The sequence below is a fragment of the Zavarzinella formosa DSM 19928 genome (assembly GCF_000255705.1).
In the GTDB taxonomy this organism is placed as follows: Bacteria; Planctomycetota; Planctomycetia; order Gemmatales; family Gemmataceae; genus Zavarzinella; species Zavarzinella formosa.
Genome location: NZ_JH636439.1, coordinates 1,632,941 through 1,646,629, shown reverse-complemented (window position 1 = coordinate 1,646,629; position 13,689 = coordinate 1,632,941). Strand labels below are relative to the sequence as shown.

Below are 13,689 nucleotides of genomic sequence, written 5' to 3'. Positions count from 1 at the left end.
GGTGCGTATGAGAATCAGACCGCCGGCCGGGGAATTTCGGCTTCGTCCAGCCAGCCTGTGTTCATGCCAAGGTCTTTCAACAGCAACCGGCTGGTGATGCGGGCCGACTCATAAATCACCGGCAAACCGCTGCCGGGATGTGTTCCGCCGCCGACCAAGTAGACGGATTCCAAATCCTCGAACCGATTGCGGGGCCGCAGGTGAAGCATCTGCGTCAGGTTATGGGCGAGGTTGAACGTCGCCCCGTTGAAGACCTCATAATTCCCCTCCCAATCGGCCGGGGTGATGACTTTCTCAAAACGGATACGACGTTCCACATCCGTGAGGCCGATCTTGGGAAGCTGATTGAACACTTGCTGCCGAAAACGGGCCTTCTCGGTCTTCCAGTTGATCGCCTCGCTTTGATGGGCCACCGGAGCCAGCACATACAGAGTACTATGCCCGGCGGGAGCGAGCGTTTTGTCGGTGACGCCCGCGTTTTGAACGTAAAAGGAGGTGTCTTCCGTCAGGCGTTGTCGACCCTCGATATCCGCAAGATTGCCCGTATAGTCATTTGAGGTATAGATCGTATGATGGTCGAGTTGATCGTAAAGTCCTTCGATGCCGAGGTACATCATGAAGGTTGAACAGGAGTATTTTTTCTTGGCCAGCTTGCGGTTTGTCCAGCGTCGCCGGAGATGGTCGGGGACCAAGCGGGACATGGCTCTGGCGAAGTCGGCGTTGATGACGATCTTGTCTGCTTGATATTCTCCGTGGGTCGTTTTTACCCCCATCGCCCGACGACCGTCAAATTGCAACGCGGTCACTTCTTCACCAAGGGAAATGGTCACGCCCATTTCTTCAGCGATGCGGGCCATGCCTTCCGAGACGGCCGAGCAACCGCCGATCGGGTGATGGACGCCCCATTCATATTCGAGGAACGAAAGGATTGTGAACAAGCTCGGGCAGTTGAAGGGGGACATGCCGAGATACTTGGCCTGAAACGAAAACGCCAGCCGGGTGCGCTGGTCGGCAAAAAATCGCCGCAGGTCGGAATCCACGGACCGCCACGGCCGCAAGATGGGCAGCAGTTTCATCAGATCCCACGAGGCAAGATCTTTCCAACTGAGAAACGCCTGTTCCAAGACGGGCTTGAACGAGGCCATTTTGTGCCGGTTTTCCGCGAGATATTTGGACAGATTCGCGGCATCGGCCGGGGCATATTTGGCGATTTCCGCAGCCATCTGGCGCATGTCCGGCGTGCATCGGAGATCGCCTCCTTCGCCGAACTTCAGGCGGTATTGCGGATCGAGCCGCACCATCGGGATGTCGCTGGCGAGGTTGCGGCCGATCAGCCGAAAGATGCGCTCGAGGACGAGGGGATAGAGAAAAAATGTCGGTCCAAGATCAAAACGGAAGCCCTGCTCTTCAATCGCCGAGCAACGGCCGCCCGGCCGGGGCAGCCGTTCAATGATGCGTACTTTCACCCCGGCATGGGCGAGAAGCAACGCGGCGGCCAATCCCCCCGGTCCGGCTCCGATGATAATGACCGATGGGGTATCCTTCATGCGCCCGTGTGAGTCGTGATGTCTTGCAGTGAATCCTAGGAAATGTGATCGAGGGAAAACCACATTATCCCATCGGGAGATGGTCTTTTCCGGGAATGTGTTCCGCCGTGTGACCGCCGGGGGAAGACACCAGTTTGAACAAATCCGTCGCGGCCAGCGGTTGCGGCAACGCAAAAAGCTCCCCGTGGGCGAACCCGCAGCGGGCGCCCTGCCAGGCGTTCCAGCCGTTCAAGAAATGATCGACCATTTTGGCCCGGCCTTCGTCGAACTGTGATTGATACGCCTTCACGGCCGCCAGTTTTTGCGGCATCACCTCTGAAATGTCGATGACAAACGTGCTGTGCCAAAGACGCTGTTCCGCGTCGAATGGGAACGGTGAATACACCAGTTGCGGCACCCGATATGGCGGCGTGCCGTCAAACCGGTCGTCCCACTTGGTGAGTTGCGAATAAAACCGCGAGGCTTCGATGATGAGATGTGATTGATGATGATCCGGCGAGGCGGCCGGTGTTCGCCCGGCCACGCTAATCAACACTTTTGGCTGCCATTTGCGAAGTTGCGTCGCCAAGGCAAATCGCATGTCCGGGCCATCCATCAGGACGCGGTTGGGAAGCCCGAGATTCACCCGGTGCTGCACACCCAAAATCCGGCGGGCCTCTTCGGCTTCCGCCCGGCGAATCTCTTCGGTCCCCCGCGGGGTTGGTTCGCCGGTGGTGAGATCGATAATGCCGACGGTGTAACCCTGCTTCACCAACTTGGCGAGCGTCCCCCCGCAGGTGATTTCCAAATCGTCCGGATGCGGGGCGACCGCGCACACATCCACCCGCACATTGTCCGAATCCATGTTGCTCGCTCCCGGCTTAAACGTCGATTTCTTCGGCAGACACCTTCTCGGCGTTCTTCATGATCTCGGTGTAGCGGTGCGAGGCATCTTTGCCGAGCAAGTGATCGAACACTTCGTCGGCCCGCAAGGGATTGTCGATTTCCACCTTCAACAAAATCCGGTGCCTCGGGTCGAGCGTTGTCTCCCGCAACACCTTGGCATCCATTTCGCCGAGACCTTTGAAGCGGGTGATCTCATACTTGGCGTTCGCCCGCAGCTTGGAGATGATTTCTTCCTTGTGGTTGTCGTCACGCGCCCAATGGGTTTCTTTGCCAACATCGATTCGGTAGAGCGGCGGTTGGGCCAAATACACATGGCCCCGACGAATCAAATCAGTCATGTGCCGGAAAAAAAAGTCGAGCAGCAACGTGGAAATGTGATGGCCGTCCGCATCCGCATCCATCAGAAGAATGATCTTGTTGTAGCGCAGACCAACCGCGTTGAAACGGTCCCCCGCGCCCGTTCCGATGGCGGTCACCAAATCGTTCAACTCTTGATTGCCCAACGCCTTGGTGGTGACCATTCCCTCGGAGTTGAGAATCTTGCCCCGCAGCGGCAACACGGCTTGCGTGCGGTTATCCCGCCCCTGTTTGGCCGACCCCCCGGCCGAATCACCTTCGACGATGAACAGTTCGGTTTCATCCCGGTCGGTTGCCTTGCAGTCGGCCAATTTCCCCGGCAAATTCAGCCGTCTTGAGCCAATCGTCTTTCGTTTGACTTCATTAACGGCCTCACGCGAAGCCAGGCGGGCCTTGGCCGCCAGCACAATCCGGCCGACGATGTTGTCGGCGGCCGTGGTGTTGTTGTTCAACCACGTTTCGAGGCCGGGGCGGACGAACGCTTCGACAGCGGCCGTCATCTCCGGGTTGTTCAGCTTTTCCTTGGTCTGCCCCTGAAACATCGGTTCTCGGACAAACACGGATAGAACGCCGACGATCCCCTCGCGGATATCCTCGGCGGTGATCGACAGATCCTTGATCTTGATGTTGTGCGTTTCGATGTAGTTCCGAATCGCCTTCACCAACGCCGATTTGAAACCGTTTTCGTGCGTTCCTCCCGACGGGGTGCGGATACCGTTCACATAGGAGCGAATCGTTTCGTCCGTGGATTCGGTCCACTGGAGGGCGCATTCCATCCGTTGGCCGTCTTCACGTTTGAGCGTGAACGGGGACTCTGTGATGGTCGGCTTCTGCGCGTTCTTGATAAGTTCCTGAAGGAAATCCGGGATGCCGCCGGGGTGCGTCAGATCATGGGTTTCCCCGGTCGTGTCGTCCTTGAAGATGATCTTCAGCCCGGAGTGGATGTAGGACATCGCCTCCAGATGTTCCTTGATTTCCTCAGCGGAAAACTTGGTCTGTTTGAAGATCGTTTCATCCGGCTCGAAATAAATGATTGTGCCGTGTCCCCGGAAACTGTCCAGCTTTTCCAGCTTGGTCGTTGGGGTGCCTTTGGCGAATGATTGCCGCCATTCGTAGCCATCCCGCCGGATGGTGGCGACAAGCTTTCGTGAGAGGGCGTTCACCACCGAGGCACCGACGCCGTGCAAACCGCCGGAGTAAAAATATCCATCGGCCTGCCCGAATTTGCCACCAGCGTGCAAGACGGTCAATACCAGCTCCACCCCGGATTTTTTGTGCTTCGGGTGAATGTCCACGGGGATGCCGCGCCCGTTGTCCTGAACACTCAGCGCATCACCGGATTTGTGAAGCGTCACTTGGATGGAATCGGCGTGGCCGTTCAAATACTCGTCCACCGAATTGTCCACGATTTCCCAAATCAGATGGTGCAACCCCTTCACGTCCGTGCTGCCGATGTACATGGACGGGCGCTTGCGAACGGGTTCCAATCCCTCCAACACCTGAATGGATGATTCGGTCGTATATCCCTTGGTGGTCGTCGCTGTTGACATGACTTGAATCTCTTGGACATCCGAAAAAACACGAAACCCAACCTGAGAGAGGAAAAACACCCGCCGCTTCACTCAAACAACTCGCCGTCTTCGGCCTTGCTGTTGCGCTCCTCGCTTCGAGTCCGGGCTTCTTTGATCTTACCCTGCTCCACCAATTCCCAGTCGGTGAGGATGATGCCCGGCGGGATCACCTTGGCCAGTTCCGTCCGCTTGACGACTTCCGTGCCTTTGCCGCCGCGGCCGACCATGCGATGCGCCCCGCGTCGGAATTCTTTCGTGACGCCGCCGGTGGTTTCCACCACCAAGGCATCATGCCGGTTGGAGATCACGGTGCCACCGATGCACTCTTCTTTTTCGCCGAGTTTTATCCCAATGACACCTTTGCCGGCCCCCGACAACACGTTGATCTCCTTGAGATCGAAATGAATGACGTGTCCGGCCCGTGAGGCGAGGAACATGCTTTCTTCGTTGCCGAGAAGCGTTTGAACGTACACCACTTTTTCGTTTTCGCCGAGACGAACATAACGGCGACCGGTTTTGGTGGAGGCTCCTCGGAAGGCCAGAAACGGCGTGCGAAGGACAAATCCCGCGCTGGTTCCCACCAACACATACGGGCCGGGGGCATCATCCTTGGAACCTTTTATCTCGGCGGGGACAAACCGCTCATCCGTCGTCTCGGCGGCGATGATTTTCACTTGGTCGGCGATGCGGAAATACTTCGTGATCGGCTCGCCGTATCCGGAACTGGCCGGAATTTCGTTGACACGCATCGTGTAGGCGGTGCCGTCGTCCGCGAAGAAAACCACATGATCCAGCGTCGTGGCCGGGACGACAGCAATCACCCGGTCCCCTTCCCGCACGCGGGTGGTGTCCACGGAAGCCAGGCGGCCGACTCGTTTGACCCAGCCGTCATTGGTCAGCACGACATTGGTGTTTTCTTTGACGATGTAGGCAGCTTCGTTGAACTCCAGCACATCCTCGTCGGATGCCATGCGGGTGCTTCGCCGTGTGGCAAACTTGCTCTCCAAGGCCCCAAGTTCTTCGCGGATCACCCCCCAAAGCTTCTTTTGGGACTTCAAAATTGACTCAATGTGGGCGGCCTGTTCTTTCTTCTCTTTCAACTCGTCCAAGATCTTGCGAATTTCCATTTGGGCGATCTTGTAGAGTTGCGAATCAAGAATCGCATCCGTTTGGATGGCGTCGAGATCGAACTCCTTCATCAGTTTTTGGGCCGCGTCCGGCTTGCCGCTTGATTCGCGGATGAGTTTGATCGCCAGATCAAGGGCGTTGAAGATGATGCGGAAGCCTTCCAGCAAATGGATTCGCTTCTTCAACACTGCCAGTTCAAACTCGAACCGCTTCTTCACCGTGATGAAACGGAAGTCGAGGAAATACCGCAGGATGGCCTTTAGCCCAAGCCGCTCAGGGCGGGTGGCTCCGTCAGTTCCCGGCACGAGGCAGGTCAGGTTGTAGGAGAAGTTCGATTGGAGATCAGTGTGCCGATAGAGGTACGCCATCACCAAATTCGGGTCGGTCCCCGGCTTCAAATCCATCGTGATGCGGAAACCTTCCTTCTGATTGGTCTCATTAGTGAGGCCCACCAGACCGGGGAGTTTCCGGTTCTCGATAATCATGCCGATGTCGTTTTCGATCTTTTCCTTGTCAGTCCCATACGGAATCGACGTGATGACAATCTGCGGGATCTTGCTGTCTTCCTTCTCCAGCTTCCACTCGGCCTGGACCTTGATGCCCCCATCCCCTTCTTCGTAAATTCGGCGGAGCGTCGGACGATCCGTGACAATCTTGCCGCCAAGCGGAAAATCCGGTCCCTTGATTTTCTCCATTAAAACGGCCGTCGTGGCGTCCGGGTCATCGATCAACACGATGGAGGCCCGCAACACTTCACCGAGATTGTGTGGCGGGATGTTGGTCGCCATCCCCACGGCGATGCCGGAAGAACCGTTGACCAGCAAGTTGGGATACTCGGCCGGGAGAACGACCGGCTCAAAATTCTCATTGTTGTAGGAGGGCCGCATTTCGACCGTTTCCTGACGCAGTTCGCGCATCAGGTAGTCCGAAATGGCCGAGAGTTTGGCTTCCGTGTACCGATAAGCGGCCGGCCGGTCGCCGTCGACGGAGCCGAAGTTCCCCTGCCCGTGGACCAGCGGAAGCCGCATTACCCATGCTTGGGCCATGCGCACCAGCGCATCATAAATGCTACCGTCGCCGTGCGGGTGATATTTCCCCATCACGTCGCCGACAATGCGGGCGCATTTCGCCGGTCGGCCGTCGAAACTCAATCGAAGGTCGTTGTACATTCCGTAAAGGATGCGGCGCTGTACCGGCTTCAATCCGTCCCGCACATCGGGAAGCGCCCGCGATGTGATGACCGACACCGCATAGCGAAGGTAGCGTTCGTGTGTTTCCTTTGAAATGGAAACTGTTTGAATGTTCTCCGCCATGCGCCGTCCCGCTTGTGGTCGAACCAAAGTTGAGAAGAGTAGATGAGATCTTAACCGAAGGGGAACAAACTACCAATGTACGTTTGTCCACTATTAAACAGGAAAACCCCCGGTCAAAGACCGGGGGTTTCGGTTTGTCAAACCCTGCGGGGAGGGTTTATTTGTCAATCATCGCCCTCTCTTGCGCGGAAAGCGGATACAACTTCAGGCTTTCCTTCAATTGCTCGTCGTAGTTCGCGGGGAGCAAATCGAATCGTTCCATCTTGATGGTTCCCATGAGTTTTTGACCCTTGGGGCTTTGGTGGGCCGTCAGCATTCCCTCGCGGAATTTTTTCACCACAAATTCCGGAATCGACCCCTTTTTGTGAACCACCACGGACGGGGGAAACACTTCGGACTTGGCGAGCACCCGCAGGTTCTGAGCCGGGCCGGGGTAAAGTTTCAGGAAGTAATTCCAAGAGGCCAGATCGCAGACGGTGACATCGCCGTCGCCGTCGATCACCTTGTGGATGGCATCATGAACGGTGGAGGTCTTGCTCAGGCTGCACAGGGTTTCGGAACCCATTTCGTCGGCCTTCCGCTTTTCAAAGAAAAGCCGGGCATGATCCCGCAAGCCCGAGGCCATCACCAGTTTCGTTCCCTTCAAATCGCCGAGGTTGGTCGCCTTGCAATCGTGCCGAACCAAAATGAACGCCTGCACTTCGCGCGGCCGGGGAACGGTGCAGACAATCGCTTCCAGTTCGGGGTATTTCTGCTTGGCCCAGGCAAATTCGTGGCCAAGCAAGACGCCGAGGTGAAGTTTGCCGTCGTTGATGTCCTTCGCGATTTTCATGGCGTCGGCATCATTGACGATGTCGCCATCCAGCCCTGTTTGGGCTTTCATGAGATCCTTAAAAGGCTCATTGGCAAAGGTAAGCAAGGCGGGCGGGATATCCCGGAAGATACTTCGGGGAATACCGATTTTGACGACGGGTTTCTCTTCCGCCCGCACGCCCGCCACCAAAAAGAAGCAGCACGTCAGACTGGTCAGGCACGTCCGTTTCACGTGATTTTCCTCCTCTGGGAACTCTCGGCAGGGCGGGCAAATTGGGTATCGGCTCAGCGACCGGGAAAATTCACATGAACTCCGCCGGCAGAAATTCGTTCCAGATTCGCCAAGGCGATAATCTGCTCATAAAGCGACTGATTGAACGAAGCGAACGACCGCGTCACGGATACTTCGTTCATCAGAATGTCTTCTTTGGTAAGGTTGCCACCGGTGGCCTCCCGTTGTCGTTCGAGCAGCGAGCGACCCGCTTTGGAGGCTTCCTTGAAGATCGCCACCTTTTTGGTCGCCTCAATGTAACGGGCGTACCCTACTTCTGATTCCAAGGCGACCAAGTTCCGGGCTTGTTCGACGACCTTTTCGGATCGCTCGTAATATTGCTGGGCGATGGCCGTGCGGGTCTTTTGATGGCCAACCAGTTCGGCAGGCATCTCCGGGGGAATCGCCCCTGGCTTGTAGTCCGGTTCCCGGCTGGCCACGGGAATCGGCTTGGCATGGAGATCGCCGCCATTGGCAAAAGTTGGCACCCGCACGGATAATTTCCGGGACCATTGGGCCACCACTTCCAGTTGCGTGACTTGGGCACCAATGTTCGCCATCCGGATTTCACCGCGTCGGGTCAACGCATGGTTGACAATTGCTTCTTTGGTGAATTCGGCCTGCACTTCGGGGAGGAGTTCGTCGGCTGTGTCCACTTCGATGTTGGGGCTTAGGCCAATCGCCTCCCGCAAACTTGCGCGAGCCCGCGCCACCCCGGAATCGGCTTCTTCCATTTTGCCGCGGGCCTCGGCGATGAGGATCACCATTTTGTCTTCGGTGTCCTTCGTGATTCCCTTGACGCCGCCCCCCTTGCTGTTCACGATCTTGCGAACCTGCTCCAAATACAGGTCAAGTTGATCGACCAGATCGCGGGCGATCTTGGCTTGTTCGCGGGCGTAGATCACCGTGTAAAAGCTGCGCACCACGGCATAAGTCACATCATGCTCGGCTTGGGCCAATTCGGCGGCGTTTGCCTGCTCGCCCAATTCCAATTGCTGGCGGCGATATTTCAAGTCCGGGACCAAACCTCCGGTGATGAAGTGAGCTTCCTTGAGCCCCTGCATCTTTTGCTGAGAGGCCATAATGTCATTTTGCAGCGCCTTGAGGCTCGGATGGTTGGCATGCCCCGTCCGCAGAGCCTCGGCCAACGTGAACCGCGTCACCGTCACTGGCTTCGTGGTTCCGGCCTGTGGAAGTGGCGCCAGTTCGTTCAAAGGCCTCGGCGTTTCCTTCGCTTTCGGCATTTCTCTCGGCTCGGCCTTCGGTTCTTCCCTTGCGACAACCGGAGGAAGATCAATCACGCGCTCGGGCTTCTGAAACACCGGCCCCTTTTGAGCCATCACCGACGATCCGGCGGCGGGCGCAAAACCGCCAATGACACAGGCAAACAGGGCAATCCCGGCGGGTCGAAGCGGTTTCATGAATTCCTTCCCCTGCTGCGTGCGCGGCCATTGGCGCGGCTATCCGTCGCCGTGCTTCTTCTCATCGGTCTCCGATTCGTCTTCACGAAAGCCGGGAACGCCGGGGAAAAGGAGTTTTCAGGCAAGGAATTCGCCTGGTGCGCATTCTTCCGGTTATGAGGGCGCTGATGAAAGATTACCGGCTTGGGGAGGTGGTGAAGACGGGCAACATTGAAGCGGTTCGATTTGCCGCGAACAGCGCTGAAATCCATGCTTCATCATATTGGGCCATTTTCAATGACCCAAAATCGCTGCGCATTTGCCCAAAATCATTAAGGAGATCCCCGTTTTTTCCGGGGGTTTTGAAAAAAAGTGTTCAGTTGGCCCACTGTTTTTGTTCACTTTTGGGGGCGTAACTGTCCAAAAATGGTCGTGTGGAAGGTGTTTTTCGACGTTTTCAGGTCATTTTTGGATCGGATTTTGACCGTTTTGCAAATCGTGAAATGAAAGAGCCTGTAACGCTTTGGCGTTACAGGCTCTTGAGGAAAGCAGTGCTTGGTCACTCCATTGTCGGCCACTTTTCTTTCTTACCGCGGGCGATCAATGCGTCGGCCTCCGCAGTCGTTAGTCCCAAGTTCTTCAACACTTTTGGAAACTCAGCCAGCCGGTACTTGGACATGGTGTTGGCCTTTTCAATCTTGTCCTTGGTGTCCTTCGTGAGTTTCTCGGCCTCGGCTTCGATGCGAGCCTTGGCGATGACCAATTGGGCATAGTTTTTCCTGATCTTGGCTTGTTCGGCCGCCTCGGCATCGGCCTTGTCTTTCGCTTCTTTCTCCTTGAGGGCCTTTTCGTCGGCGATGCGTTTTTCCTCGGCCTCTTTTTTGGCGAGGGCTTCCATCTGAGCTTTTTCGTCGGCTTCGGCTTTTTCCTTGGCCTCCTTTTCCCGGCGGGCGATTTCTTCGGCCGATGGCTCCTTGGACATGTGAATGAAATATTCGCGGTACTTTCGCAGAGAGGTCTTTGTCTCCGTTTCAATTTCATTCAAGCCGCGAGTGGAAGCCAGTTCGATGGCCTGCTTGATGTTCTGCCGGACGTTCGATGCTTCACGGCCATAATCCACCTTGAACGAGAGCATCGCCCCCGTTTCGGTCAGCTTCATCAACTTGATCAGATTGGGGGCGCCTTCCAAATCGGCGATGGCCACATAGGCGGTGAATAGTTGTCCGAGGTGGAAATATCTGTTGAACGCGCGGGTGAGTTTTAGTTCCTCATCCCCCATTTGCCTCCACAGGCTGTTCCGGATGATTGCCTGCACCCGGCGGATGTCGTCCTGTTTGGTTGCCGGCAGTGCGTTGAACCGGGGGTTGATTTTTTGCAGTCGTTGCGGCTCGGTTAAGGCAAGATTTTCCAGAACGGCCGCAAAATGCTCGTCAAAAGTAAGCGCCTTGGCATCCGGTTTTGCTTGGATTTTAGGAACCAAAGGCTCTTCCGATTCCGACTCTTTCGGGGCTTCCTCCTTTCTTACTTCCTCTTTTTTCGGCTGCTCACCCTTTCTCGCCTGTTCCTCTTTTCTCTTCTGCTCCTCTTTTTTCACCTGCTCCTCAAGTACCTTCAAATTTTGTTGAAATGCTTCCTCGATCGCTTTTTGGGCATCTTTGTCGCCATCGAAACCCTTCAACACCAGCTCATTTTGCTTGGCGGCCAGTTCTTCGGCCGCCTTCTGCCGAGACTTCCAGCTCATGACCACAATGACCACAACAGCAACACAGACCAATAAAAACGCGGCTCCTCCTCCAAGCAGGACGAACAAGATGGTTGGAGGACCCTTTTTGGGTTTGTCGTTTCCGTCCCGACGGGGTTGCTTGCCGGGGAGAGGCGGAGGCGGACGGTCGGCGGCCATGACACAATTCCTCAAATTTGAATGAAAGATTTAGGGGTTCCACCCATGATACACGGACGAATGTGGGTGCATAGACTCTTCTGGCGGCCTTAAAAAACCGTCATCTTTGCCGCGATAAGATATCACCAACGCCACAAGCCCGGAATTTGCACGAATGAAAACCGATCTCAGCCCGGCCGCCGAAAAGGCTATCCTGTTTGCCCGAACCAACTCCGTGGTGGACGAACTGGATTTGAACCGGTTGATGTTGGCGCTGATCGCGGACGACGAATCACTGCCTGCCGAACGCCTGACGGCGGCCGGTTGCCGGTTGGAAGACTTACGACAGGCACTGGATCAACTCACCCCGATGACGATCTACCAACGAAAGTTTCTTCATCTCGCTCGGGAAACCGCCACCGACCGATTGGAAAGCACAATCACCGGGGAATATCTCCTGCTGACGTTGCTGACCCATCAGCCGGAATTGAAAACCATCGTCGAGCGAAGCGGCGGGAAAATTAATCACCTGCTCGATCATCAAGTCACTGAGGTCATTCGCACGGAAGAACCGGCCGTCATCTCTCCCCCTTCAGACATGTCTTCCGTCCGGCGAATGTGCGATGTCAACGGCAATCGAATCCGGGAATCCTTGCGGATTTTGGATGATTACGCCCGGTTTTCCAGAAACGATCCCCGCATCACGGAGAGCGTCAAAAACCTTCGACATGATTTCGTGTCTATTTTGCGGGACCATCCGGCCCTGGCCGTTTTGGAAAGCCGGGACACCATCGGCGACGTGGGGACGGTCATTTCCACCCCCGGAGAACAACGCCGGATGGACGCGAATGATGTGGCTCTCGTCAACATCAAGCGGCTTCAAGAGTCGCTGCGTTCCTTGGAGGAATTCGGCAAGATCATCGATCCGATGGCCTCGGTGAAAATTGAGCAACTTCGTTACCGGAGTTACACGCTGGAGCGGGATTTGTTTGTCGAATCACCCCTCCGCAAACGCTTGAAAGATGCAAAACTCTATTTGTTGGTTTCGTCCGAGTCATGTCCAAACGGCTTGGAGGCCACTGTTCGGGGGGCCATCGCCGGAGGAGTGTCCGTTGTTCAACTGCGGGAAAAGAACGTGGATGACCGCACCTTGTTTCAGACGGCCGAGCGCATTCGGCAGTGGACCCGCGAAACCGACACCTTGTTCATCCTAAACGACCGGCCGGATGTGGCCCGATTGGTCGAGGCCGATGGTGTGCATCTGGGTCAGGAAGATTTGCCGATCACCGCCGTGAGGAAAATTCTTCCCCCGGACATGCTCATCGGCGTCAGCACCCATAACCCTGGTCAACTGGCGGGGGCAATGGCGATGAGGGCCGATTACGTCGGCGTCGGCCCGACGTTTCCTTCCTCAACCAAACGCTTCGAGGAATTCGCCGGGTTGGAATATGTGCGTCATGCAGCTGAAAAGAGCCTTGTCCCCATGTTCGCCATCGGCGGCGTCAATCTCGACAACATCGGCCAGGCCGTCGACGCGGGCGCATCCGGCGTGGCGGTGTCGGCGGTCATCACTCGGGCAAGCAACCCCGAGGCAACAGCCCGACAGTTGCTTAACGCATTGAATTTGGCAACATCGAAGTGAAAGAAACCATCATGCCGGGCGGGCGATCTCTTGTTCCCCGCCACTCAAAGGTCGTGACGGCATTTGTTGGGCATCCAGACCGCCGTCCACAGTGATGATGTTCCCGGTCGCATACCCCGCCGCGTCTGATGCCAGAAACACATACCATTGAGCCAGATCATCGACACTGGCAATCCGTCGCACCGGAATCTGATCCAGAATGGCCTGCCGGGCGGCCGGGTCGGAGCGCAGGCCCATGTCCGTGAGCGGGGTTTCCACCAATCCGGGGGCAATGGCCACGGTGGTGAAATCCGGGGCCAGTTCGACAGCTAGTTGCCGCGTGAGGGCGTTGATTGCCCCCTTGCTGGCATCGTAAAGCGTGTGGGCCGGTTCGGATCGAGTGCCGTTCAGTGAGGTCGTGAAAAGGATTCGCCCCCCCTGCCCCGCCTGTCTGGCCCGCTTCACAAATTGTTGAGTGGCCGCGACGGAGGACCAGACATTGAGCCGAAAGACAAACTCAAAGTTCTTCCAAGACAGGTCTAGAAATCCCGGTTCCCGGAACGTGCCGACGTTGTTGACCAAAATGGAGAATCCGCCCAGTTTCTCCCATGCCTTATCAACGAGCCGGGCCGGTTCTCCTTCTTTGGTCATGTCGGCTTGGACATAATGTGCGTTTCCCCCGTCAGTCAAACTCGCGATTTCGGGCAAGTCACTCAACGGACGTTCGGAGGTGACAACCACCGCCGCCCCGGCCCGCACAAACGCCTGAGCAGCGCCCAAGCCGATGCCGCTCGAACTGCCGGTGATCAGAGCTTTTTTGCCCGCGAGCCACATGCGAGACCTTTCAACAGGGGACGGTAACATAATGGTGAGTGTAGAAACCGCCTTCCGAGTCGAGGGGATC

At 56.4% G+C, this 13,689-nt stretch carries 10 protein-coding genes; 2 read left to right on the top strand and 8 right to left on the bottom strand.

Annotated features, from left to right (window positions below; translation table 11 throughout):
- Nucleotides 1-14 precede the first annotated feature (14 nt).
- The 6 genes from crtI to BGIM_RS0107740 form a co-directional block, all read right to left on the bottom strand.
- On the bottom strand, nt 15-1,547 hold the full coding sequence (crtI, locus tag BGIM_RS0107765; RefSeq protein WP_020469222.1) for a phytoene desaturase family protein: 1,533 nt from the start codon (nt 1,545-1,547) through the stop codon (nt 15-17).
- 64 nt (nt 1,548-1,611) lie between these two features.
- Nucleotides 1,612-2,391, bottom strand: coding sequence for a PIG-L family deacetylase (locus BGIM_RS0107760; protein WP_020469221.1), 780 nt, complete (start codon nt 2,389-2,391; stop codon nt 1,612-1,614).
- Between the two features lie 16 nt (nt 2,392-2,407).
- A complete protein-coding gene (locus tag BGIM_RS0107755; RefSeq protein WP_029629836.1) occupies nt 2,408-4,339 on the bottom strand; it encodes a DNA gyrase/topoisomerase IV subunit B in 1,932 nt (643 codons plus the stop codon).
- Nucleotides 4,340-4,407: 68 nt separating this feature from the next.
- Nucleotides 4,408-6,801 carry a DNA gyrase/topoisomerase IV subunit A gene (locus tag BGIM_RS0107750; RefSeq protein WP_020469219.1) on the bottom strand — a complete coding sequence of 798 codons (2,394 nt, stop codon included), beginning with the start codon at nt 6,799-6,801 and terminating at the stop codon, nt 4,408-4,410.
- 157 nt (nt 6,802-6,958) lie between these two features.
- A complete protein-coding gene (locus tag BGIM_RS0107745) occupies nt 6,959-7,846 on the bottom strand; it encodes a phosphate/phosphite/phosphonate ABC transporter substrate-binding protein (RefSeq protein WP_020469218.1) in 888 nt (295 codons plus the stop codon).
- Between the two features lie 53 nt (nt 7,847-7,899).
- Entirely contained in the window at nt 7,900-9,306 is a 1,407-nt protein-coding gene (locus BGIM_RS0107740) for a TolC family protein (protein ID WP_020469217.1), read from the bottom strand.
- Between the two features lie 137 nt (nt 9,307-9,443).
- Here BGIM_RS0107740 and BGIM_RS62585 point away from each other — a divergent pair, with 137 nt between their 5' ends.
- Nucleotides 9,444-9,701 (top strand): hypothetical protein, encoded by a 258-nt coding sequence (locus BGIM_RS62585; RefSeq protein ID WP_157368664.1) that lies wholly within the window; start codon nt 9,444-9,446, stop codon nt 9,699-9,701.
- Between the two features lie 143 nt (nt 9,702-9,844).
- Here the strand turns inward: BGIM_RS62585 and BGIM_RS0107720 are convergent, their stop codons facing one another.
- Complete coding sequence (locus BGIM_RS0107720) at nt 9,845-11,185, bottom strand: hypothetical protein (RefSeq protein WP_020469215.1); 1,341 nt, start codon at nt 11,183-11,185, stop codon at nt 9,845-9,847.
- Between the two features lie 154 nt (nt 11,186-11,339).
- Between BGIM_RS0107720 and BGIM_RS0107715 the strand changes: the two genes are divergently transcribed.
- A complete protein-coding gene (locus tag BGIM_RS0107715; RefSeq protein ID WP_020469214.1) occupies nt 11,340-12,806 on the top strand; it encodes a thiamine phosphate synthase in 1,467 nt (488 codons plus the stop codon).
- A 9-nt stretch (nt 12,807-12,815) separates the two neighbouring features.
- On the opposite strand, the gene BGIM_RS0107710 is transcribed toward BGIM_RS0107715, so the two are convergent.
- Nucleotides 12,816-13,619 (bottom strand): SDR family NAD(P)-dependent oxidoreductase, encoded by an 804-nt coding sequence (locus BGIM_RS0107710; RefSeq protein ID WP_020469213.1) that lies wholly within the window; start codon nt 13,617-13,619, stop codon nt 12,816-12,818.
- Nucleotides 13,620-13,689: the final 70 nt, after the last annotated feature.